General features: G+C 51.8%; 24 protein-coding genes and 1 pseudogene. 12 read left to right on the forward strand and 13 right to left on the reverse strand.

Annotated features, from left to right (window positions below):
• Positions 1-66 precede the first annotated feature (66 nt).
• Positions 67-804, forward strand: coding sequence for a phycocyanobilin:ferredoxin oxidoreductase (locus HCG48_RS04630; protein ID WP_168568108.1), 738 nt, complete (start codon positions 67-69; stop codon positions 802-804).
• 142 nt (positions 805-946) lie between these two features.
• Entirely contained in the window at positions 947-1,225 is a 279-nt protein-coding gene (locus HCG48_RS04635) for an acylphosphatase (RefSeq protein WP_168568109.1), read from the forward strand.
• 40 nt (positions 1,226-1,265) lie between these two features.
• On the opposite strand, the gene HCG48_RS04640 is transcribed toward HCG48_RS04635, so the two are convergent.
• Positions 1,266-2,069 carry a pentapeptide repeat-containing protein gene (locus tag HCG48_RS04640; protein ID WP_168571741.1) on the reverse strand — a complete coding sequence of 268 codons (804 nt, stop codon included), beginning with the start codon at positions 2,067-2,069 and terminating at the stop codon, positions 1,266-1,268.
• A 91-nt stretch (positions 2,070-2,160) separates the two neighbouring features.
• On the opposite strand from HCG48_RS04640, the gene HCG48_RS04645 reads away from it, so the two are divergent.
• On the forward strand, positions 2,161-2,328 hold the full coding sequence (locus tag HCG48_RS04645) for a hypothetical protein (protein ID WP_168568110.1): 168 nt from the start codon (positions 2,161-2,163) through the stop codon (positions 2,326-2,328).
• A 376-nt stretch (positions 2,329-2,704) separates the two neighbouring features.
• Here HCG48_RS04645 and HCG48_RS04650 read toward each other — a convergent pair whose 3' ends face one another.
• Positions 2,705-3,190 carry a hypothetical protein gene (locus HCG48_RS04650; RefSeq protein ID WP_168568111.1) on the reverse strand — a complete coding sequence of 162 codons (486 nt, stop codon included), beginning with the start codon at positions 3,188-3,190 and terminating at the stop codon, positions 2,705-2,707.
• Positions 3,191-3,367: 177 nt separating this feature from the next.
• On the opposite strand from HCG48_RS04650, the gene HCG48_RS04655 reads away from it, so the two are divergent.
• On the forward strand, positions 3,368-3,508 hold the full coding sequence (locus HCG48_RS04655) for a hypothetical protein (RefSeq protein WP_168568112.1): 141 nt from the start codon (positions 3,368-3,370) through the stop codon (positions 3,506-3,508).
• A gap of 162 nt (positions 3,509-3,670) precedes the next feature.
• On the opposite strand, the gene HCG48_RS04660 is transcribed toward HCG48_RS04655, so the two are convergent.
• The 3 genes from HCG48_RS04660 to HCG48_RS04670 form a co-directional block, all read right to left on the reverse strand.
• On the reverse strand, positions 3,671-4,852 hold the full coding sequence (locus HCG48_RS04660; protein WP_168568113.1) for a damage-control phosphatase ARMT1 family protein: 1,182 nt from the start codon (positions 4,850-4,852) through the stop codon (positions 3,671-3,673).
• A gap of 72 nt (positions 4,853-4,924) precedes the next feature.
• Positions 4,925-5,419, reverse strand: coding sequence for an MEKHLA domain-containing protein (locus tag HCG48_RS04665; protein ID WP_168568114.1), 495 nt, complete (start codon positions 5,417-5,419; stop codon positions 4,925-4,927).
• Positions 5,420-5,437: 18 nt separating this feature from the next.
• On the reverse strand, positions 5,438-6,223 hold the full coding sequence (locus HCG48_RS04670; protein WP_168568115.1) for a class II aldolase/adducin family protein: 786 nt from the start codon (positions 6,221-6,223) through the stop codon (positions 5,438-5,440).
• Between the two features lie 184 nt (positions 6,224-6,407).
• Between HCG48_RS04670 and HCG48_RS04675 the strand changes: the two genes are divergently transcribed.
• Both HCG48_RS04675 and HCG48_RS04680 read left to right on the forward strand, forming a co-directional pair.
• On the forward strand, positions 6,408-6,545 hold the full coding sequence (locus HCG48_RS04675; protein ID WP_168568116.1) for a hypothetical protein: 138 nt from the start codon (positions 6,408-6,410) through the stop codon (positions 6,543-6,545).
• A 686-nt stretch (positions 6,546-7,231) separates the two neighbouring features.
• The gene (locus HCG48_RS04680; protein ID WP_168568117.1) at positions 7,232-7,606 is read left to right on the forward strand and encodes a rhodanese-like domain-containing protein; all 375 of its coding nucleotides are present in this window, start codon (positions 7,232-7,234) and stop codon (positions 7,604-7,606) included.
• A 12-nt stretch (positions 7,607-7,618) separates the two neighbouring features.
• Here the strand turns inward: HCG48_RS04680 and HCG48_RS04685 are convergent, their stop codons facing one another.
• A complete protein-coding gene (locus HCG48_RS04685) occupies positions 7,619-8,248 on the reverse strand; it encodes a ribonuclease H-like domain-containing protein (RefSeq protein WP_168568118.1) in 630 nt (209 codons plus the stop codon).
• 351 nt (positions 8,249-8,599) lie between these two features.
• Between HCG48_RS04685 and HCG48_RS04690 the strand changes: the two genes are divergently transcribed.
• Both HCG48_RS04690 and HCG48_RS04695 read left to right on the forward strand, forming a co-directional pair.
• On the forward strand, positions 8,600-10,153 hold the full coding sequence (locus tag HCG48_RS04690; protein ID WP_168568119.1) for a hypothetical protein: 1,554 nt from the start codon (positions 8,600-8,602) through the stop codon (positions 10,151-10,153).
• A 24-nt stretch (positions 10,154-10,177) separates the two neighbouring features.
• Positions 10,178-10,639, forward strand: coding sequence for a hypothetical protein (locus HCG48_RS04695; RefSeq protein WP_168568120.1), 462 nt, complete (start codon positions 10,178-10,180; stop codon positions 10,637-10,639).
• 52 nt (positions 10,640-10,691) lie between these two features.
• On the opposite strand, the gene HCG48_RS04700 is transcribed toward HCG48_RS04695, so the two are convergent.
• Together HCG48_RS04700 and trpB are read right to left on the reverse strand one after the other, a co-directional pair.
• Positions 10,692-11,261 (reverse strand): CAP domain-containing protein, encoded by a 570-nt coding sequence (locus tag HCG48_RS04700; protein WP_246259903.1) that lies wholly within the window; start codon positions 11,259-11,261, stop codon positions 10,692-10,694.
• Positions 11,258-12,511: a tryptophan synthase subunit beta gene (gene trpB / locus HCG48_RS04705; RefSeq protein WP_168568121.1), complete on the reverse strand. Its 1,254-nt coding sequence runs from the start codon at positions 12,509-12,511 to the stop codon at positions 11,258-11,260. The genes HCG48_RS04700 and trpB overlap by 4 nt, the downstream gene beginning before the upstream one ends.
• A 1,066-nt stretch (positions 12,512-13,577) precedes the next feature.
• Here trpB and HCG48_RS04710 point away from each other — a divergent pair.
• Positions 13,578-14,198 carry a hypothetical protein gene (locus HCG48_RS04710; protein WP_168568122.1) on the forward strand — a complete coding sequence of 207 codons (621 nt, stop codon included), beginning with the start codon at positions 13,578-13,580 and terminating at the stop codon, positions 14,196-14,198.
• Between the two features lie 499 nt (positions 14,199-14,697).
• Here HCG48_RS04710 and cobO read toward each other — a convergent pair whose 3' ends face one another.
• Positions 14,698-15,330 carry a cob(I)yrinic acid a,c-diamide adenosyltransferase gene (cobO, locus tag HCG48_RS04715; protein ID WP_168568123.1) on the reverse strand — a complete coding sequence of 211 codons (633 nt, stop codon included), beginning with the start codon at positions 15,328-15,330 and terminating at the stop codon, positions 14,698-14,700.
• 316 nt (positions 15,331-15,646) lie between these two features.
• Between cobO and HCG48_RS04720 the strand changes: the two are divergent.
• Both HCG48_RS04720 and HCG48_RS04725 read left to right on the forward strand, forming a co-directional pair.
• Positions 15,647-15,905, forward strand: a pseudogene (locus tag HCG48_RS04720) (DUF7219 family protein).
• 76 nt (positions 15,906-15,981) lie between these two features.
• Positions 15,982-17,226: a molybdopterin molybdotransferase MoeA gene (locus tag HCG48_RS04725; RefSeq protein WP_168568124.1), complete on the forward strand. Its 1,245-nt coding sequence runs from the start codon at positions 15,982-15,984 to the stop codon at positions 17,224-17,226.
• A gap of 24 nt (positions 17,227-17,250) precedes the next feature.
• On the opposite strand, the gene HCG48_RS04730 is transcribed toward HCG48_RS04725, so the two are convergent.
• The gene (locus tag HCG48_RS04730; protein WP_168568125.1) at positions 17,251-18,045 is read right to left on the reverse strand and encodes a hypothetical protein; all 795 of its coding nucleotides are present in this window, start codon (positions 18,043-18,045) and stop codon (positions 17,251-17,253) included.
• Between the two features lie 458 nt (positions 18,046-18,503).
• The gene (locus HCG48_RS04735) at positions 18,504-19,097 is read right to left on the reverse strand and encodes a hypothetical protein (RefSeq protein ID WP_246259905.1); all 594 of its coding nucleotides are present in this window, start codon (positions 19,095-19,097) and stop codon (positions 18,504-18,506) included.
• A 447-nt stretch (positions 19,098-19,544) separates the two neighbouring features.
• On the opposite strand from HCG48_RS04735, the gene HCG48_RS04740 reads away from it, so the two are divergent.
• On the forward strand, positions 19,545-20,459 hold the full coding sequence (locus HCG48_RS04740; protein WP_168568126.1) for an alpha/beta fold hydrolase: 915 nt from the start codon (positions 19,545-19,547) through the stop codon (positions 20,457-20,459).
• 80 nt (positions 20,460-20,539) lie between these two features.
• Here HCG48_RS04740 and HCG48_RS04745 read toward each other — a convergent pair whose 3' ends face one another.
• Positions 20,540-21,067 carry a DUF4330 domain-containing protein gene (locus HCG48_RS04745; RefSeq protein WP_168568127.1) on the reverse strand — a complete coding sequence of 176 codons (528 nt, stop codon included), beginning with the start codon at positions 21,065-21,067 and terminating at the stop codon, positions 20,540-20,542.
• 30 nt (positions 21,068-21,097) lie between these two features.
• The gene (locus HCG48_RS26775) at positions 21,098-21,376 is read right to left on the reverse strand and encodes a helix-turn-helix domain-containing protein (RefSeq protein WP_375339327.1); all 279 of its coding nucleotides are present in this window, start codon (positions 21,374-21,376) and stop codon (positions 21,098-21,100) included.
• Positions 21,377-21,673: the final 297 nt, after the last annotated feature.

The raw sequence follows: 21,673 nt of genomic DNA on the forward strand, positions 1-21,673 counted from the left end.
TCATGGAGGACGGGCGATCGCCCCATCGATCCGCCACCGGGCATCCCACTCAAAGGAAAAACCACCGTGACCAGCACTTCTACCCCATCACTACGACTCGAACAACACGACCTGATTCGCCAACTCGCCGACACGATCGAGGGCGTGTGGCAGGAATATTTAGACTTATCTCCCTATCCTTTAGCGGAAGAGTTGGGATATGTCGAAGGTCGGCTAGAAGGGGAGAAGCTGGTTATTGAAAATAAATGTTATCAAACCCGCGAGTTTCGTAAACTGCATTTAGAACTGGCAAAAGTCGGCAACAGCCTCGATATTTTGCATTGCGTGATGTTTCCCCGTCCCGAATACGATTTGCCGATGTTCGGTACCGATTTAGTGGGCGGACGCGGGCAAATTAGCGCGGCGATCGCCGATTTATCCCCGATCGCCGATCCCCAGTTACCGGACGCCTATCGCGAGGCGATCGCCGCTTTAAGCCCCGCCGAGTTTTCGCAAGTGCGCGACTTACCCCAATGGGGTCATATTTTTTCCGAATATTGTTTATTTATCCGTCCCGACGGTCGAGAAGAAGAAACGCAATTTCTCGACCGCGTCAAAAGCTTTTTAGAAATTCACGCCCGAGTGGCGATCGCCACGCCGCCCACCCCAGACAAAAAAGCGCAAATCCTCAAAGGTCAGCATAACTACTGCACTCACCAACAGCAAAACGACAAAACCCGTCGCGTTCTCGAAAAAGCTTTCGGCCCGGATTGGGCGCATCACTATATGACCACGGTCTTGTTTGATTTGCCCTCAGAAGCATAAGTCAGAACTCAATCGTCCAAAGTACCCAGGGCGGGTGTCGATCCGCCCCAGGCAAGTCATAAGCTTTCCGATTCCCTCAATCTAAAATCTAAAAGCTAAAAGCTAAAAGCTAAAATCTCAAAGCTAAAATCTCAAATTCCTAATGTCCGAAACCATTTGCACTCGCTTACTCATTTCCGGTCGCGTCCAAGGCGTCGGTTACCGCTTTTCTACCGTTCGTGAAGCGGAGAAACTCGGCGTTGTCGGTTGGGTTCGCAACTTGCCAAGCACTCAAGTGGAAGCGGTGTTAGAAGGCGATCGCCCTCAAGTCGAACAGATGATAAGTTGGTGCGAACGAGGGCCCGGTGGGGCGATCGTCGATCGCGTCGAAGTCGAATCTCGCCCGCCAGAAGGATTCGCCAGCTTTGAAATTCGCTATTGAGTAGGGGCAATTCGCCAATCGCCCCTACAGGCGAATCCGTTTAAGGCATTCCCGGACGGGGTAACGCCAATCCCCCCGGCGTTCCCGGATAGGTCCCGGCTTGAGAAAAGGTAATGTACGGCGAACCTGCCTGGTGTGCGTGAGTTCCGTGGTGGTCGTGATAGTGAATCGGCATCGGGTTGTCCCGGTACAGACCGATCGCCCCATCCAGTTTGGCATGAGCGAGATTGGCCCCGGCTAAATTAGCTCCGGTCAGGTTGGCCCCGCTTAAATTAGCATTGAACAAATTCGCATTTCTCAAATCGGCCCCGTTGAGAGACGCATTGCTCAAATCCGTCCCCACCAGGCGACAGTCACTTAAATCGGCATTGGAAAGGTTGGCGCCGATTAATTGTGCGTGACCGATATTCGCCCCGGCTAAATGGACGCCACTCATGTTGGCATGATTGAGCTGGGCGCCGATCGCGTTCATCCCTTGCATTTCGGCGCCACTGAGGTTCGCTTCGCACAAATTGGCATTCACGCAATTGGCATAACTGAGATCGCCTCCACTGAGATCGGCGTTTTGCAGCTTGGCTTCAAATAAATTAATACTTTTGGCATCCAAACCGCTCAAGTCGGCGTTATTCAAATCTGCCGCTACCAAATTGGCAAAACTCAAGTCAGCCCCGCTTAAATTGGCATGGCTGAGATTGGAACGATTGAGGTTGGCAAATAATAACTTGGCCCCACTCAAATCGGCTTTACTTAAATTGAAGCGTCCCAAGTTCGCATCGTTGAGATTGCCTCCCTGGCATTGTTTCGTTTCCAGTAGGCGTTTGATATGGGCGTTATTGCCGGAAATGTGATTTTTTAGATAAGGGTTATTGGCAAACATCTGGGTTAAGTTCCCGCACTAATCGATTGAGCTAAGTTTAAGCCAAGATCGGTTGCTTATGGCAGATCGAGAAAGGTTTGGATCTTCTCCAAGCAAGTCCATCAAACGAGATGTCTTTGTTTTAGCAAATCGACGCCACAAATTCCTCGATTTCATCGGAATTCGTGCGGCGTCCGATCGCGTCAGTTACGGGGTCAAGACCCGCAGGGCGATCGCCCGTCAATGATTTTTCTTGAGAAATCCCCTATCGATGGCGATTGAAAACAGGAATTGTTGCTGGCTGGACTCAATTGACACTCAATTGTTTGATGGCTGCTATTAGAAAAAATCGAGGACGAAAAGCGATCGGCGATCGCCGTGCCAGTTCCTTCGATTATCGCGATTATCTGGCGATCGCCTCGTGTTTCGGGCGCGGGTAAGTGTATGGAGTTGCGCCTCACCTACCCATTGTTACCGTTAGAATACACCCTTTACTGGCTGCGAGTTTGTAAGGAAAACTCGATATTTCTTGACGTGGCTTAAAGATGCTAATGATTTTACCACAAAAAAATCAGATGTCCAATATTTAAACTATTGTTTAAACCCTGCTTTCTCCGGCTTGTTTAGCGGTCTAACAGCAAATAATGAACTGTACCGCCCAAACTCAACCCCACCAGGGCCACAAAGGCTAAAATCAAGAAATCCTGCCAAGGACGAAACAGCCCCGTTTGCAAGTCGAGACGGGCGATACAGGCGGCGACGACCAAAATCAACCCTTGGGAGGACACCTCGATCCACGACAGCAAGACCACGGCGAAAAACGCCCCAGACATCACGGTCACGAAGGCGCGAAAATCCGATCGCAGCCACCGGACTAAGAACGTGCGGATTAACGACCAAGGCGCCGCCAAAGCTTCGGCGATCGATAAAATCAATAAGGAGATCGCCACCCAAATCCACCACTCCGAGTGAGATTCGGAAAGAGTCCAACCTAAATTAAAATAGGTCACCAACATCAAAGCCAGGGAAAAGCGAGGCAGTTTTTTGAGGAAAAACATTGCAGGCGAGTCCGAGGACAGGTCGGCGATCGCACGATCGCCCGAGGTCAAGAGATCGAAGCCGCAAAACGCTCCTTTTACCTCTTTTTAGCAAAAGTTTAGCCTTTTGCGACTCGTTGAAGCCCCATCGGATGGGAGGCGATCGCCTCCGATCGAAATAATTTTGCCAACCTTCCGGATTGTCGCACGTCGCGGCGCACTTTAAAAACAGTGATTTGTGAATAACCAATGAGTAAAACTAATCCCCGCGATAATAGTGCGAATCAACAAAACTCTAACAAAGGGACTCCCGGAACGAATCGCCAATACGATCGCGGTCAGGGAAATCGCGGGAAGCAGATGAACCCGAATCAAAAAGGAAAACGCTAGAAAACGCGCGATCGCCTTCGATCTGCTGCCATTTTCCCTAAAATAGCACTTTCTAACCGACGCGGTACGTCTCCCGCAGACTTCCTCAATTTTTGGGAACGTCAACCAGGGGATGGATCGCGTCCGCCTTTCAAAAGCGATCGGCGAACATCGATCTTTCTCTTATGCTTTCACACTAAGCTGAATGACCCCCCGTTGTCCGTTTGTCATCCATTGCGGATCCTCTTTTTGTAACCATTCGGCTTGTCCCGGTTGCAACCCACAAGCGAGTTCGGCTTTCATCGTTCGCAACGCTAAAATAGAGGTTGGGAAATCACCGATAATTTCGGAAAAAGGAGTGGTAAACGACCAATAACGATCGCCCAACAATCGCCGATAGTTCGCATCTCCTTTAACAATCACTAAATTAGAATCAGCCAAGTTTTGACATAAATCTGACGGCATTTCCCACCACGCCAGAGGCGAAGTCCAGAAGAAATGATGCCGGAGAGACAAGCGATCGCGATCGAGATGATCTTGCAGGCGATCGCCCACCCTTTTAATCTCTAACTCGCTATGATTTTGTAAATAATTAACCGTATCGAGTACATCTTTTACCATGGCATCGGAAACAAACGTGGGGTGAGACTTCCCATGAATGAAAACCTGCTGGCTGAGACCGGAAGTTAACAAGAAATCGGCAAAACAGAGATCGCAGAATAACTCAAATCCCGCATTATCGACAATAAAATCGACGCGATCGCCCCTTTTTTGCAATAAATCTACCGTGCGATCGCTGTCATCCGCTAAAATACGGTGTTTCTCCTGTTCCGACTCGCTAATCGAGCGATCGCCATGTTCGGCAGGCCACAAACTCAGATCGACGCGATTGCCCCACAAACTGGCATGAATGAGGGCGATCGTTTGCACGCGATCGGCATCTTTGAGACTACGATTGAGTTTTTGACTCAACACTTGAATAGAACTGTGCGATCGTTCCAATCCTAACTTTTTTTGTAATAAATACGGATCGATTTGTAAACGAAAGTAATCGATCGCCTCGATAATGCGTCGGTAAAAATAAGTTTCGGCAAAAAACCAGGGAACCTCCAACCAACTTTGACCGAGATAAGGTTGAATATAGTTTTGCCAATCCGTCGCATCTCTAGAGTCTGTATCAAGGAGATGTCGAATAGTACCTTGAGGAATATCTGCCGCTAATTTTTCCAAATTACCGACAATTTCCGGCGAAAACTCATTTTCTGGAATAATTTTAAGACAGATTTCGCTCAAGCGTCGGGCGACGGTATCGTAAGCCCAAGAATCTCGGCGATCGCACGCTTTTATCGGAGGTGGATAGGACATTAGAAATTGTAGAGTTTAGAGTGTAGAGTTTAGATTAAAAAAATTGGGCATTGGCGATCGGGTTCTGGATGTTTACTCATTACAGTTTTCGTCGATAAATGTCCAATGGGGAAAGGTCGCTGCTTGTCCGCAATAGCGATCGGTTTCATCGTGAAGATTCCAGAGAATGACATCCGAAATAATAAACCGCTTCCCCGTTCGCGAAATCCGAACTCCGCGATAATTGGTAATATAACCGCATTGATTGGCTTGGCTTAACAACTGCGATCGCTCGTCGAAACCACTGGGTTCGACGCATTGCCGCGAAGGCATCCGGGTAAACTCGTCCCAGCTAAATTCCCACAATTGCAACCCTTGGCGGTTACCATAATTAAAAATTGGGTCGGCTTCAGTTCCGTGGGAAACCACCACAAAAGGGGCGTCAAACAGCGATCGCGCGATCGTGTCCGGCGACCCTTCTATTTCGAGTAAATGATATCCCAACTGATCTTGAAAACTGTTGAGAATTAATTGAGTTTGCCGCAGGATGGTCGGATCTGTTTCGGGAAAAGAAATCGAAGCACTCATCAGTCGTCAATCGTCAATTTATTCGAGTAAATCCGGTTGTTCGCCTACTATTTTCTCGTAAAGAGACTGAAAAGCAAACCATCCCATATAAGGTGTTCCGACTTGGGTATAAGTCAAATGGGCAATTTCGGAACGAATGGGGATCGGGGTTCCCGCCGCTTCCGCGAGTAGCTGGGACTGACAGCAGCGTTCCATCGCGATAAACCACCACGCCGCCTCATCGACGGAGTGACCGACGGTAAGTAAACCGTGATTTCGGAGGATCGCCGCCTTGCAACTGCCCAAAGTTCGAGCCAGTCTTTCGCCTTCCCCGGGGTCTAAAACGACTCCGGTATAGTCGTCAAATAAGGCATGATCTTGATAAAACGCGCACGCATCCTGAGTGAGGGGATCGAGGAGTCGCCCCAGGGTTGACCAGGTTTTACCGTACATCGAGTGGGCGTGAGCCGCCGCGACGATCTCGGGACGGGCTTGATGAATTTGCGAGTGAATCGCAAAACCTGCGGCGTTGACGGGCTTGTTTCCTCGGACGACTTCGCCGTTATGGTTGACCAATAATAAGTCGGAAACGCGGATGTGACCGAAGTACATTCCGAAGGGATTGACCCAAAAATGGTCTGGATATTCGGGATCTCGGGTGGTGATATGTCCGGCGACCCCTTCATCAAAACCGAAGCTCGCAAACAGGCGAAATGCGGCAGCTAGCCGTTGTTTGCGATGTTGGCGTTCGGCGTCGAGACTGTCGAACTGGGGCGGTTGGGGCATCGGGGTGCTGGAAGTGGCGATCGCGGTTGGCGTGGTCATGACGGTTGCCCGGTCTAAAGGTCTAGTTTCAAGGTAACGGGTTCCCTCGAACTCTTCAAAAAAGTTAGCATCTTAAAAGATACGACGATTGAGCGTCATGATTTCTTTTCAACAGTCCGAGTGTAAATTAGAAGTGAGCGATCGATCGCCTTTTGCAGTTGAATTGTAGGGCGATCGCTTGGTGGTGGATCGTTTCGTACTGTCGTTTGCCGAGGCTTCTCACTTAAGGTGGTTCGGCGATCGAACCGGGGACGGCGATCGTAGGCTCCCTGACGTGGCTCTGTGGGTCGATAACATCGATATTGCCGCCCGCAACTGGTAAGAAAAAGGCTTTATTCCCCGATCGCCGACCGCTCAAAATGACGGGAATTTATGTCAGTGGGTTTTGAAAAATTAGGCAGGTCAAATTATCGAAGCGATCGCGAGAACAAATGAGGGTGACGAAACATTTTTCTGTACAAATATACGGGAATTGCGCTTGTGTGAAGTGGGTCATACTTAATCAATTTGTACTAATGACTGAATAATTGGAAACAAGAAAACCGTAAAAGTAGATTTTTTTCAAAGTTTTATAGCCATCGTCTATGTATTTGAGGATACCTGCGATCGATATCGGGCTAGTGGTGTCAACTTTACCAAAAAAGTGTAAAACGCCGAAATTTACAAAGTCACACTTGCTCCCTACTTGAGTTACAAATCCTTTAGGAGTCCTATATGCTCTTTAAAAGAGAAACAGCTTAAGCTGTTCGCCACTGAAATAGGGAAGGAAGTGCAGCCCGTGTGCTGCGAGAGCGAGCAAGATCCTCGCTCTCGAACGACGAATTTAAATCGTCACCAGCTTATAATCTTTCACTTTTTTAAAGATCGCAACCCGATCCTCGAAAATATCCGATCGCGGCTCCCTCTTTTCTCCCAATTCGTGAATTGAAAAACAGTTTAATGAGAAAAGTTTGCAAATTGTAAAAATTCTTGCTACATTGCGGGAGATGTGATAAGAAAAATTGGACAATGAACCCTCTCAGTCGCTTAATTCCCGTGATTCCCCCGTTGAAGGCGCGATCGCTCGCCTCCGACCTCAAAGCGCGCTTGGATTGGGGCGAACCTGCGCTGACAATCGTAGACGTGCGCGATCGCGACGACTTCAACGAAGCTCACATCTGCGGCGCCGTCTCCATTCCCCGGGCTCAACTCCTCGATCGCGCCCTGCGCTTTTTAGAATTGACCCGCGACATTTACATCTACGGCACCAGCGACGAAGAAACCGCCCGCGCCGCCGGAGAATTGCGACGGGCCGGCTATCGCAAAGTCTCCGAACTGCGTGGCGGCGTGGCGGCGTGGAAAGCCTTCGGATTTCCGATCGAGTCTTCGGCGCGCTGCGTTTAACGGCGCGATCGCCTAATGCGCGAACAGATCTTTGTATTGCAGCAAATCTAAAGAAACGAATACCGGGATGCAACTAAAACACTGCTGCGCCAACTCCCAGCGTTCCTCTCGCTGCAACATTTTCATCAACTTATGCCGGACTGAGAGCAAGTAGCGCACGTCATTCGCCGCATAACTCAGTTGCGCTTCCGAAAGGTTGTCTGCATTCCCCCAATCGGAACTTTGGGCGCTTTTGTCCAGTTCCACCCGTTCTAATTCCAGAACCACATCTTTCAACCCATGACGGGGGGTATAAGTGCGAGCTAACTTGCTGGCAATTTTGGTACAAAATATGGGTTGCACCTCAATCGACAGGTGGTAGCGAAGGGCTGCCACGTCAAAACGGGCGTAGTGAAACACTTTCACCGTCTTTTCGGCTTCCAATAACCGCTTTAAAAAGGGTGCATCTGTCTGCCCTCGGGCGATCCGAACCACCGTGACGCGATCGTGCGGATCGCACAACTGCACCAAACACAAGCGATCGCGCTGCGGTAACAATCCCATGGTTTCCGTATCGACGGCGATCGCCTCCGCCTCCAGATACGCATTCAATTGCGCTTCAGTTAAATCGCGATCGCCAACCTGAAAATCTTTTAATGTCATGACCCGGCTTAATTCTCCTCCTCTAAAGCTCGCAAAATGCGGGCGATATATTGCTACCGCTAGGTTAATGTAAAGTCAGTGACTCACTCTCTGGGAATTCGATTTCGGCAGTAGATAACAAGCCTTTAGCTTCGAGCAATCCCTCGATGGTGTCAACTCTTTCGCGCAATCCACATCGATCCGACGTTTTCCTTTGGCTTGATTCGAGGACATTTTCGATCTTCTGTCAAACTAAGCCTCACTGCTCGATCGCCCGCCCCCTCGAAGCGATCGCCGCCCTGGGTTATTACAACATTGAGGACGGGGTAGCCTCGGGTTAGAATTTAACCGTCACGACGAGAGCGATCGCCCATGTCCGAACTCTTTCAAGTAGAAACCGATTGGTTGCTCGATCGGGGCGATCGCCGCGATCGCCTCCGCTTCACCCGAGAGGGCAGCCATTTTAGCGCCTATTCCCGCGATCGTGAGCCACCGTCGCGATTTTCCGGTCAAATTCTCCAGGGACGCGGCGTTACCCTCATCCACAGTCTCGAAGTCAGCGCCGGAAACGACTACTGCGCGGTCTACGCGGGTAAACTCACTTCAGATAATATTTTTCAAGGGAAATGGCACGACAGCGCGGGCGATCGCGGCAGTTTCGAGTTGTTAACCGCACAAAGTGCTAAGCAACCGCCGCCGGATTCCCCGCCGCGCGATCGCTTCAACCGACCGATTTTCGATCTCAGTGCCGATCGCCCCCTTTCAGCCGAGGGATCTCGATCCCTAGACCTCCCCGATCTCTACGTTTGGGAACCCGCCGCCTCCCCCAGTCGCCCACATTTGAGCCACTTACACTACGACAAAGACACCGGGTTTTATCAAACTGCGAAAACCGTCGATCTGTTAGCCGAACTGCCTCCCGATGAATCGCGAGACGGCTTCGCCGAAAGTGAGGTTTTCGAGTTTTCGGGACAAATCGTCATCACCTTAAAACCGACTCACATCGACGGAGAAGATCCCCGCCGTCCTTATTTATGGCTGGGCGATCGCACTTTATCTCGGTTGTGGCCTTTTTACTTTAAGGCGATCGGTGCCGTTGCCGTCAAGGATGAGACCCTTTTGCTCGCCACCGATGGCGGTTTACTCTGTGTGGACGATCGCCTCAATACCGTCGGTTGGCTCGATTTAGGCAGTTCCGCAGGCGATCGCCATTCCCCTCAACAGTGCCAAACTTCCCAGCAGATCTTGATTCGTGAGGGTATGGCTTACTTCCTCGATAACGTCGTCGAACCCGCATATATCTTTCGGATTGACGTGGGAGATCCGGCTAACTTGAAAGTGCGATCGCGCGATCGAATTGATGGCACCGATCGGCAGCTAAGCGCACAATGGCTCGATTTCAACGCCGATCGCTGGTTTGTCGTGCAGAACTACCGCACTCCATACGACTCTGGAACCAATGTTCTCGGGTTTCCCCTGCTCCCCTCCGAGGAAGAATGGGCGATCGAGCTTACGGAGTTAGATCGCGATCGCTGGCGTGAGAGCGGCGATCCCCGAGGAATCGACCCATTTGCTCTCACATCCGGCGATCGTCCGTGGGCTTTAACAACCCATACTGACGGTACGATCTGGCTGTCCCGTACCGATTCTACGATCGAAGCTGGCGCAACAATTTCCGTTCGAGCTGCTTTTCTTGACATCGCTCAATTAGGTGGAAATCTCGAACCCAGGGGGGCGATCGCCGTTGTTGGCGAAACGATCTTTCTCGCGTTAAAACAAGGTGACAGCGCCCGTTTAGCGGTATTTCGCTTCACTCAAAATACTCCCGAACTCTTGCTCGTTCAAAACATTTCTTCAACGCAGTTTAGCGCGATCGCTATTCCCCAAAAAATAACAACTTTTCCCTTCTTAACACCCAATATTTAACCTTTATTAGATTGTAGAAAAATCATGAGTGATTCTCCTGAAATCCCCAGACGACGCCGCCGCCGAGCCTCTAGCGAACCCTCGGACCGGAGCGCAACTCCCGACCAACCGATCGCCTTACCAGAATCGATGGTTAAAGGGACAGCGCGATCGACGGTTGGGAAAAAACAACGTCCGATTTTTTCCAGAAATCAAATCTGGCAAATCCAACGCTTGGGACGCTCTTATTTCCTCCAATTAGACTCCTTACTGACGGGAACGGGAAACTATTTTTCCGGTCACTATCTTCAAGTAGACAATCCCAGTATTTTTGAAGGAGAAATCGTCACGGAAAATGATGTGGCGATCGTGCGTTTCATTCAAAAAACCCCCGGCAACGAATATTATGCCGTTCACGTAGGCAACTTGATAACTGACCAACAGATTGAGGGGGATTGGTACGATACCGCGAACAATGTCGGTGAATTTATTTTAAAATTGTGTTAGCCACGGGTAGGGTGGGCCAAGTTTTGCCTACCCTACTGTTGACTACTGTTGACTACTGTTGACTTTTTTTAATAAAAATTTGGGTGAAATAATATTCTCCCTGAGTGTTTTTCGCGATTCCAACTCCCGTTAAATCAAAATCCCCGACCATGTTTTTTTGATGGCCCGGACTCTCGATCCAGCCGCGAACGGCTTGGCTGACGGGATCGCCGAAGCCCTGATTGTATGCTACATTTTCTGCGGCAGAGCGATAAGTGAGAGCGGAGCCGATCGCCTCGACTCGCCCTTCAAAGCCATCGTGACTGAACGGGACGCGACCCTCAGCCATTGCCTGACTGTGCGATCGCGCCTCCCGGGCAATGCGATCGTTCGTCTCTAACGGCGGCAAGTTCTGGGATTGCCGATATTGATTCACTTGTCGGAAAACCTCTCGTTCCATTTCGGCGAAAGACCCGGAAGCGACCGTCGGCGAACTCGTCACTTCTACAGTCGGTGTAGGTGATGACGACTTCTCCGACTCCAGGACGACTGAAAACGTACATCCCGCCCACAGGGGGGCGATCGCCCCGATCGCCCCGAGTATGCCAAACTTGCGGACTTTTTCTAACAAAGTTAGTTTCACTCGCCCGGATTTAAAAACTTCGCTACAGTTTGCACATCTTTATCCCCGCGTCCCGAACAGTTGAGGATCAAACGCGGCGATCCTTCCAATTGCGGACACAAAGTTTCCAGATAGGCGATCGCGTGAGATGTTTCCAGCGCCGGGATAATCCCTTCCAAACGAGACAAACGCTCGAATGCAGCCACCGCCTCGCGATCGCTGACGCTGTAATATTCCGCCCGTCCGATATCTTTAAGATAACTATGTTCCGGGCCGACCCCCGGGTAATCCAAACCCGCACTGATCGAATGAGCTTCCACCACTTGCCCGTCCTCATCTTGCAGCAAGTAACTCATCGCCCCATGCAGCACGCCCACGCGCCCTTTCGTCAGCGTCGCCGCATGTTTGAGGGTACTCACCCCTTCCCCTGCTGCTTCCACACCGATCAGCCGCACTTGGGTATCTTTGACAAACTCGTGAAACAGCCCCATCGCGTTAGAACCGCCGCCGACACAGGCGAGCAGAATATCCGGCAGACCGCCCCATTTTTCCTGGCACTGTTGCCGCGTTTCCTCGCCGATAATCGCGTGGAAATCGCGCACCATCATCGGATAGGGGTGAGGTCCGGCAACGGAACCGAGGATGTAGTGGGTGGTTTCCACATTGGTTACCCAGTCGCGAATCGCTTCCGAGGTCGCATCTTTCAGGGTTCCGGTTCCGGCTTCCACCGGGCGCACTTCGGCCCCCATCAGTCGCATTCTGAACACGTTGAGCGCTTGGCGGTCCATATCGTGGACGCCCATATAAATAACGCAATCGAGTCCGAAACGGGCGCAAACCGTCGCCGTCGCCACGCCGTGCTGTCCGGCCCCGGTTTCCGCGATAATTCGCTTTTTGCCCATGCGTCTGGCGAGGAGAGCTTGGGCGAGGGCGTTGTTAATTTTGTGCGCCCCGGTATGGTTGAGGTCTTCCCGTTTGAGATAGATTTGGGGTCCACTTCCGTCGGGTCGGGCGTAGTGGGCCGTCAGTCGTTCGGCGAAATAGAGGGGGCTGGGGCGTCCTACGTAGTCGCGCAATAAGCCGTTGAGTTCGTTTTGGAAGTCGGGGTCGTTGCGATATTGCGCGTAGGCGGCTTCGAGTTCCGCCAGGGCGGGCATCAGGGTTTCGGGAACGTATTTACCGCCGAACGGGCCGAAGCGTCCGAGGTTGTCCGGTTGCGGGCGGTTGTCGTTGGAGGGGGTCGATTGAGAAGGTCTTGGAGTAGTGGTCACGGATCTGGTTGCAGTTGACGACAGGATGAATGGGTTTGGTTTTTCATTTTGACATTCTCGGGGGCGCGATCGCTACGACCACCGAGGGATTTACCGAATGAAGGGCTGTTTCCACGCGGGGCGATCTAATAAAATATAGTTTTATTTACATATTTTATAAAAGTCAACTATTCTAGTTTATACTCATTGCTGTATTTTTGATAAAAAACGCTTTTGGTTAGTGAGGTATGTTGCTGGGGGGTTCGGCGATCGCTTGCACGGAAATCACCGACTACGTCCGTTGCCCTCATCATCATCAAACACTCCGTATTTTAAACGATAAAAAAATAAAAAATTTAATACACCGAATCAATTAGAAACGATCGCTCAACCATTTAAACCCCGATCGCCCCCAAATATCTTAGATCTATATCGATAGGTAAATCACTAAGCAAAAGTGCCATGTTTTAGATACAATCGATGCCCTCGGCCAATCCCCTCGCGTCAATTCCCCGGGTGAGCGATCGCCCCGACAATATGAACAACCGTCTCAAAACACTAATTTTTGTGAATAGCAGCCCTCGAAGGCGCGATCGCAGGCGTTAGAATTAAACTCAAGTTCTTCCTCTAGCAGGCGATCTGTATCTTTTTTTAGAACGTTTAAAAAAAACTAAAAGCTCCGAGATTGTCTAATCTCGACCGTCAAGAAACTTGCGGTTAAGCCCAAAAAACCGGAAAAAGAAAATCATCCTTCGGGATAATTTCTAAAGATCTAAAGCTAGAGATCGAAAGCCCCTACAGCCCTTTACCTCTTGAGTAAGGGGCGATCGCATCTACCTGTTTTCGCTGAAAACAGCTTAGCCCAAGGGAATTGAAGGTCGGCTTCAGCCAGGGCGATCGCCCTGAACCCGATCGCTCCAAACCTTCAATCAAGAGCAAATGCTTTCGATTTTGTAAACAAATGTAAACAAAATCGGCAATCTGCAAAGCCGAGGGTGAAGTCAATACTCAGCAAGTGCGAAATCCTTGTAGGGAGGTTTCGCGACTGAGGTCGATTGGCATTTTAGTATTTAGGGAGAGTATGAGGGTGCTAGATATATTAGAAGATTTGCGTTCGGCAAGCAACCGATCGCCGAAAAATAAAACACAACCAACCACTCACAAGCGTTTGAACGGGGTTTTTGAATGGGTTGCGGGAGGGTTATGCACCCTAATTGCCACCACTTACGCCTTGGGACTTTCCGAAAGTCGCATTGCAGCTCAACCCCTGACCGACGCCGCATTACTGACCGCCGAAACCACCGACACGGGCGCCACCGCGACCCGTCAAGGTCCTCAGTTATCCGACGGAGTGTACCTGTACGGTCAGTCTGCCACGCCGGAAGAAATCGGACAAGCCTACATGGTCTTTGAAGTCCGGGGCGATCGCCTTTTGGGTGCCTTTTACATGCCTCATTCTTCCTTTGACTGCTTCTACGGCAACATCGAAGACCGTCAACTGGCGTTGACCATCATCGACAGTTACGAACAAAGCGAATACGCTTACGCCATGCCCATTGAAGCCCAACCCGTCGCTGGCGCCAACGATTCCGGCGTCGGCGAATTCGGACTGGAAGGAATGAGCCGCCTCAAACAACTCAGCGATAACGATCGCCGGATCTTAGGCGTGTGTCAGCAAAACTACCAACAAAAAGTCTGGGGAGAATAAGAGCGAGATTCGAGATTCTTTGTTAAAATCTTGAACCATCCCTCCCTCAATCTCCCTCAATCGTGACGTTCTCCCGACGCTGACCTATGCGCTTCGTCCAGGCTTCGCCAAGGGTACAACGCGGGCTTCCCACCTCACGGACAGAAGTCCATCTGCCCCGGCGTCTTGGGAAGTTCCTGTTTCATCCGGTCTGGTCTAGGCAACGCCCCCGACCGAACCCGTCCACAGGCATTTTGTTTGACATCCACGACCCGTCCAGCCGCAGATTGGGAGGATTTCGTTTTGAGGGTGCATTTCCGATCCGCCGCACTGTTCACCAGCCGAATTGTATGGCTGTACGTTGGTGTCGGGACAGAAAGCTGCCCCTAGTCTTGGCCATCAAGGGCATTGCTGCCGTTGCCAGTTCAAGTTTACCAGATTGGCGACTCCGTTCTACTCCATCGCCTCGGCTTTCATCCCGACAGCTTTGCGTAGAGTGCGGGGCTTCCCGCCGATTAAGCTAATATTCAATTCCCGGTTGAGCTTTCACTCCCTGTTCCCGGAAGGGATGCTTGACCAGGCGCATTTCCGTGACCAAATCCGCGCGATCGATGAGGGCGTCCGGGGCGCCGCGCCCGGTTAGAATCGCGTGGGTATCTTCCGGTTTTTGGTCGAGACCTGCCAGTACGGTTTCGACGGGCAGATAACCCAGTTTCATCGCTACATTAATCTCGTCGAGTAAAACCAACTTGTACTCCGGTTGGTGCAGGAATTCTAATGCTTTCTGCCAAGCTTCGAGAGCCTTTTGGATATCGCGATCGCGATCTTGCGTTTCCCAGGTAAAGCCTTCCCCCATCGCGAAAAACTCCAGTTGCTCCGACCACTGGTTTAACACCGCCTTTTCCGCAGGTTCCCAGGCTCCTTTGATAAACTGCACAATACCGACCCGATATCCGTGACCGAGCGATCGCATCACCATTCCGAGGGCCGCCGTGGTTTTTCCTTTCCCATTGCCCGTATTGACAATAATCAAACCCTTTTCGCGGTTTGACGCCTTCAGCCGTTCCTCTTGAACCGCCTTGCGGCGTTGCATCTTTTGGCGGTATTGTTCCGCCGTCAAACCCGATTCTACAGAATCGGTCGTTGCTGGCATTGCACTGCTGTGATTGCTTTCCATATCTGCTTGAATCCCTGACAATCTTGCTGATGCGGATCGTGCGTTTTCTCCCGAAGGGGCACAAAGCGGCGATCGACGCAGATCTATGGTATCGCCGTTATCGTCCCGAACCACCGGATCGGGCTTGGCCCGATCGCGATCGCCCGTCGGGTCTATCGAGGTTATTTAAACTTTATCTAGAAGTTAACAAGAGGTTAAACCTATACTGTTTAATTAGGAAACTGAGATCCCAGACCCGGCTCGCTTTCGGCATTTCCGTGATTTAGACAACCGAACGATAACTACGAAAACTATGTCTGAAAAATCCGATTTTCTCTACCCGCGCGGTCGTTACTACGGCGATTTTACGCCACAAAAACTGGCATTTAATGCCAACTTGCAGGAATTTGCCCAAAAAGTCAGTTATATTTGCAATTTGGAAACCGGGGGCAAAATTTCGAGCATCGAAAGCCTACGAAGAAATCAAAAAACTTTGGAAAGACCTCAAAACCTCGAAAAAAGAATTACAAATTGGGGAAGAACCGCCATCGGAACCTTCCAATCCCGCTTAAAGCTGACCGACTCAGCCCGATCGCCCTCAACGGATTTCCCCTAAACTATCGGGAGAAAAAAAGCTGAGTGCTTGCCATGTTGTCCGTCCGAGACGCGCAATCGATTATTCTAGACCTCGTGCGACCGTTCGACCCGCAAACCGATATCGAAACGGTCGATTTGTCATCTTGCGGCGATCGCCTGCTCGCCACCCCCCTGTCCGCCAACGCCGACTTTCCCTATTGGGATAACTCCGCAATGGACGGGTACGCCGTGCGCTACCAAGACGTAAGCGGCGCCAGTCCCGATCGCCCCCTCCCGTTGCAGATCGTCACCGAAATTGCCGCCGGAACGACCCCGCAAACGGCGATCGCCCCCGGACAAGCGGCCCGCATTTTCACCGGGGCGATGATGCCCCCAGGAGCCGATACCGTGGTCATGCAGGAACAGACCCGGCGAACGGGCGATCGCGTCGAAATTCTCGCTTCCCCCGCCGAAAAGGGCGATTTCGTGCGGCTAGCAGGTTCGTTTTACCGGGCGGGAACCTCCTTACTGCCTGCGGGGGTTCGCCTCGGTGCTGCCGACGTCGCCCTGCTGGCGATCGCCCAATGTAGCCGAGTCCCGGTGTACCGCCGTCCCCGAGTCGCCATCCTCTCCACCGGAAACGAACTCGTCCCCCCCGGCACCCCCTTACAAGCGGGGCAGCTCGTCGATTCCAACCAATACGCCCTCGCGACCGCCGTCACGGCTGCCGGAGCCATTCCCCTGCTTTCGGGAATCGTTCCCGACCGACCCGACGCCCTCAAACAGGCGATCGCCCGCACCTTAGAGCAAGCCGACCTCGTTCTTTCCACCGGAGGCGTCTCCGTCGGCGATTACGATTACGTCGAGCAAATTTTAGAAGAATTAGGCGGTCAAATTCACGTTAAATCCGTCGCCGTCAAACCGGGCAAACCCCTCACCGTCGCCGACTTTAGTGCCGAAACCGACCGACCGAACCGCCTCTATTTCGGCCTGCCGGGAAATCCAGTTTCGGCATTAGTCACCTTTTGGCGCTTCGTGCGACCCGCCCTTAAAAAATTGGCCGGAGAACGCCAGGGATGGGGGCCGACCTTTCTCACCGCCCGATCGCGCCACGAATTGAAAGGAGCGGGCCGTCGGGAAACCTATCTGTGGGGCAAACTCCATCCCGTCTCCGGAGGATACGAATTTGAACTGTCCCAAGGCTCTCACAGTTCCGGAAATCTGATTAATTTAGCGCAAACCACCGCCTTAGCCGTCGTCGAGGTCGATCGCGGTCCGATCGCCCCGGGAGAACTCGTCAGCGTCATGCTCGTGTAAACTGCCGCCCCAGGTGCGCCGCTTTCAGTCGCGATCGCCCTCGTAGACCCGGCGCCGGACGTTCTGCGTCGTTCGCGGTGCGGATACGGGAATCGATAAGGGGTCGCGACCGACACCCAATTGATGGGGTCTGCCGTCCTGAGTGGGTTTGAGACCGTCGAGTACCGCATTGCGGACGATCGGCTCGGTTTCGCGAGCGAGCAGCAGGCGGAAACAATCGGCGATCGCCTGACGGTCTTCAGTCGTGCTGGCGTTCATCATCCGGGTCAGTTGTCGCACGGCGATCAGTCGTTTGAGCGGGTCGGTGTCGGTGAGATCGTCGAGTAAGGCGTGGAAGCGGTCTCGTCCCGATCCGGTTTGGCGGTCGAGAAAATGCCAGCTCAGCAAACCCAACGTCGCCATGGTGCACAGTCCTTGGACAATGGCCCCGGTTGCCAGCCACGGGTTGTCCGATTCGACCCAAATCGAAACGGCGAGGTAGCTGCCGAAGGTCGCCACCCCTCCACTGCCGACGGCGATCGCCAGATCCCGGTTGGTTCCGTGCAAAAATTGGCGCAATTTCGTCTCGAACCCCGGCCAGTGGCTGCTTTGCAAGGCGTAAACTCCGAGCATGGCCCCCGTTCCGATCGCGATCGCGACGGCCAACTTCCAGTTACAAGCCAGCAGGAGGGTCGCGACAAACAAGGCCAACATCAAACTGGGGTTGTTTCGCAACCGAGTTCGCCAAAAGCGATCGAGGGTGGATTTATCGAGAGCCGAAAGGGGGATCGTCCGAACCAACTCGGACAACTGCCGCCACTGGGAGGACGCCTGTGCCACGTTACTTACCTAGTTACTGCGAATTGAAGCCAAATTCAATCTCAAACCAATCTCGAATCCGATGGAATGCGCGAGCGGACGGTCGCGATTGACTGGAGCAATTTTAACCCGTCAACCACCCCGCTTGGAATCTTTGCGCGACTCGCGGGTCGATCGGATCGCCTGGCCCCACCGAGTTGAGGGGTCTCGCTTTGCGGTTTGGGTTTCCTTTGCTCTGCAGCCGCAGGCAGGCGATCGCCCCACCCGACGGCTAAAATCGTGGGAATTAAAGTGCAGATTAAAACAAAAATTGGATTTCAGACGCGGCGATCGCCCTTATTTTTTGGGTAAATTCCTTGTATTTAAACGATTTTTAAGTTAAAAAAGCAAGCGAATTCGAGTCTCGCGGTAAAATTTGGTTAAATTTGCATTGTATTGCGGCAGTCGCTCCCGGAACGGGCGATCGCCGTCAGCTCGTTCTAAAATCCAAACGCAAAATCGGCCACGGTTAATTGACCGTCAAAGGAATAAAAGCCGATCCGATGAATATTTTGACTGTCGAGACTCAATAGGGTATTTGGAGATAAATTCGATTGAGATCCGGCCAAATTAGGAGCGCTCGTTTCTGTTTTAGCCAACAATTGACCGTCGCGATCGTAAGCGGACAACACCGTGCGTCGCGAACTGGTCACCAGGGCTCTTACCCGAGAAATCGGCTGAGTAAAAATGACTTCCATCGAGCCACTTTTGGGGCCTCCCATCAAGACGATCGAACCGGAGTGAGTCGGAAATGCCGGATTCGACGGACTCAAGGCGAGTGCGTTGCGGAAAATCGCCCCCCACTTCTCAAATTGCCGTTCGACGACTTCAAAACAGTTTAAGTCTTGAAGGTTCAAGCGCACGTCGATTTCTGAAGGCATCGGCAACTCGAATGGTACGCCGTTGGTGGCGATCGCCCGTCTACGCTCTGCGGGGGACAGTTCGGACCACGGCATCGCCGAGGGGGGGGACACTTGGGCCGGGTCGCCGTTAACTTGCACTCGATCTACCATAAATCCCTGTTTGACTGTCATTAACTTCTCCGTCATTCGATAGCACTTCATCAATGGCAAAGCTTCAAGTCAACTGGCTCGGGTTTGTCGCCACCAGGAGCCAAGCGGATGCCAGTCGTTCTTTAATTCCCTTTCCCTAGTTTTCCCTGTAGCACCCTTGCTTTCTTAAAAAAAGTCGATCGCAGCTTCACGGTGGGGGTAAAGGGGGTGTGGGGTATCACCCCACACTTTAAAAATTATTACCGATCTGGCGTATTTTGGCATTAGGAAAACAACAAGTTTAAAAAACTGAGGCATCGGGTGCGCAGATTGCATTTATAAAACAGGCGATCGCCCGCGCCATCCGGACAGTTTTTAAGATTTTTCGTAAATGTCTATAAAATGCCACTGAACTTGATGTTACGGCGATCGCCCGTTCTCGGCGCGCGATCTCCCGTCCCGCCGTACCCCAGCAACTAGAGGTCTTTTATGTATATTCCCCTCGGTTTTGACCAACGCTCGATCGTGACCTCCCTCGGGAGAATGGTCTATTACACCGCCGTCGGCGAACCCTGGCCGATCGCCACCGACCCGGCATCCGGCGAGTCTCCCCTGCCGACCTTGGTGTTTCTGCACGGCTTTGGAGGGGGCTCCTCCGCTTACGAATGGTCGAAAGTTTATCCCGCATTTGCCAGCGACTACCGGATTTTGGCACCGGATTTAATTGGCTGGGGGCGATCGGAACATCCCCAACGGGATTACCAGATCGACGACTACACCACGACGATCGCCGAATTTTTAGAACAAACCTATAGGGAACCCGTCCCCGTCGTCGCCTCCTCCCTCACCGCCGCCTTCGTCATCCGGGTGGCGATCGCCCGTCCCGAACTGTTCAAAAGCTTGATTTTAACCACTCCGGCGGGACTCTCCGACTTCGGCGAAGATTATCGCGGCAGTTTCTTCGCCCAACTCGTCAAAACCCCCTTACTCGACCGCTTCCTCTATAGCAGCGCGATCGCCACCCCCGGAGGGATTCGCAGCTTTTTAGAAACCCGTCAATTTGCCCGTCCCAACCGCATCGACGACGAAATCGTAGACGCCTACTTGCGATCGGCCCAACAACCCAACGCCGAATACGCCGCCTTATCCTTCGTGCGCGGCGATCTGTGCTTCGACCTGTCCGCCTACATCCATCAGCTCGCCGTCCCCACCGCCATCATTTGGGGACGCCAATCCCAATTTACCGGACCCGAAATCGGCGAGCGACTCGCCAGCCTCAACCCCCAAGCCATTCGCTATTTCCAGCGCCTGGAAGAGGTCGGACTCACCCCGCAATTAGAAGTCCCGGCGATCGCGATCGGACTGATTCGCCGCTTTCTGTCCCTACTCGACAGCGCCGCCTGATCTCCCACCGACGACAAAGGCAGGGGAACTACATCCCCCCGCCTCGCGATCGCCCTTCTCTCAAAATTGTAGCTATTCGTTTATTTAATGCGAACGTCGATCACGCTCGCATTAAAGTTATAGGTCAGCCCTTCTAACTCCACCGGGGTACCAATTTTGAGTTTATTGTTCCCCAACACCGGGCCGTTCTCCGTAATCTGAGCGCGTCCGCCCAAAGTAATCATCAAATTAGAACTAAAAGATTCTTCCTGTCTCGGATCCGGAAGCGCTTTTACCGAACCGTCCGGCTGCGGGATCGCTAAAGTTTTGGTGAGCAATTCGATCGATTTAACGTCCACCGCTCCGTGCGGTTGGTTGCGGATAATAATATTAGTTTTGCCTTTTTCTCTAAATTCTTCGAGTAAGGCTTGAGGATCGCGAACACTCAACCCTCGCACGATCAGATCGACTTCTACGGGTTTGGTCGTCACGCCGACTTGTGCCACCGAACCCGTTTGTCCGGGGAAGAAAAAGATCCCGATAATCACGAAAACAATCACCAGGGCCGCACCCAAGTCCAAGACGCTAATCTTGCCAAATAAACGTCCTTTTGAATCCAAAATGTTCATGTTTAGAGTGTCGTCCTTTCTTAAGCGAAATCAAACGTGAAGTAGAGGCTCGAACCCTTTATTGAGGTGACGCAATGCTTCTTGAGGGCTACATTTGGAGACTTCATAGTACCAAGGATTCTGACTTTTTACCTCGGCGACTAATTTTTTGTGTAAGTCTATAGCACTCGGGAGTTTACCTCCGGCTTCTAATGTTTCCTTACAGGTAGCGAGTCCCCAATTCCAAGCGTGTCGAGCGACTCCTGCGTGTTTCGCCATCAGCGTTCGTTGTCGGTTATTTAAGTCTAGCTTGGTCTTAAAGCCTTTCACTGACTTTTTTTAACTCCTCAACCCTCTTTTTGTTCGGCTAACTTCAGTTACCATAAAGACTAGCAGAAAACAATGGAGATGGTGGAATCGGCGATTTTCGCGGCTTCAGTCCTTCTAAACTTACTCAAATCTTTCATCCTAGCATAAAAGGTGAGTAATTTTAAGAAATTTTAGGTAGAAATTTAAATCCTGTTTTTAACCCCTTAAATGAGCCGATCGAAGCATCCCGACGCCCACCTCAGTCTAAACAGCTCGAATCCGGTAGCCAGTGGGAAAACATTTCCAGTGGGAGCTTCT

This window comes from Oxynema aestuarii AP17, assembly GCF_012295525.1.
Taxonomy (GTDB): domain Bacteria; phylum Cyanobacteriota; class Cyanobacteriia; order Cyanobacteriales; family Laspinemataceae; genus Oxynema; species Oxynema aestuarii.

Bases quoted from the DNA above. Each gene is read 5' to 3' on its own strand.
- HCG48_RS04635 (WP_168568109.1), top strand. From the start codon at position 947: ATGTCCGAAACCATTTGCACTCGCTTACTCATTTCCGGTCGCGTCCAA.
- HCG48_RS04645 (WP_168568110.1), top strand. From the start codon at position 2,161: ATGGCAGATCGAGAAAGGTTTGGATCTTCTCCAAGCAAGTCCATCAAA.
- HCG48_RS04655 (WP_168568112.1), top strand. From the start codon at position 3,368: ATGAGTAAAACTAATCCCCGCGATAATAGTGCGAATCAACAAAACTCT.
- HCG48_RS04660 (WP_168568113.1), bottom strand. From the start codon at position 4,852: ATGTCCTATCCACCTCCGATAAAAGCGTGCGATCGCCGAGATTCTTGG.
- HCG48_RS04665 (WP_168568114.1), bottom strand. From the start codon at position 5,419: ATGAGTGCTTCGATTTCTTTTCCCGAAACAGATCCGACCATCCTGCGG.
- HCG48_RS04670 (WP_168568115.1), bottom strand. From the start codon at position 6,223: ATGACCACGCCAACCGCGATCGCCACTTCCAGCACCCCGATGCCCCAA.
- HCG48_RS04680 (WP_168568117.1), top strand. From the start codon at position 7,232: ATGAACCCTCTCAGTCGCTTAATTCCCGTGATTCCCCCGTTGAAGGCG.
- HCG48_RS04685 (WP_168568118.1), bottom strand. From the start codon at position 8,248: ATGACATTAAAAGATTTTCAGGTTGGCGATCGCGATTTAACTGAAGCG.
- HCG48_RS04690 (WP_168568119.1), top strand. From the start codon at position 8,600: ATGTCCGAACTCTTTCAAGTAGAAACCGATTGGTTGCTCGATCGGGGC.
- HCG48_RS04695 (WP_168568120.1), top strand. From the start codon at position 10,178: ATGAGTGATTCTCCTGAAATCCCCAGACGACGCCGCCGCCGAGCCTCT.
- cobO (WP_168568123.1), bottom strand. From the start codon at position 15,330: ATGCCAGCAACGACCGATTCTGTAGAATCGGGTTTGACGGCGGAACAA.
- HCG48_RS04725 (WP_168568124.1), top strand. From the start codon at position 15,982: ATGTTGTCCGTCCGAGACGCGCAATCGATTATTCTAGACCTCGTGCGA.
- HCG48_RS04735 (WP_246259905.1), bottom strand. From the start codon at position 19,097: ATGACAGTCAAACAGGGATTTATGGTAGATCGAGTGCAAGTTAACGGC.
- HCG48_RS04740 (WP_168568126.1), top strand. From the start codon at position 19,545: ATGTATATTCCCCTCGGTTTTGACCAACGCTCGATCGTGACCTCCCTC.
- HCG48_RS04745 (WP_168568127.1), bottom strand. From the start codon at position 21,067: ATGAACATTTTGGATTCAAAAGGACGTTTATTTGGCAAGATTAGCGTC.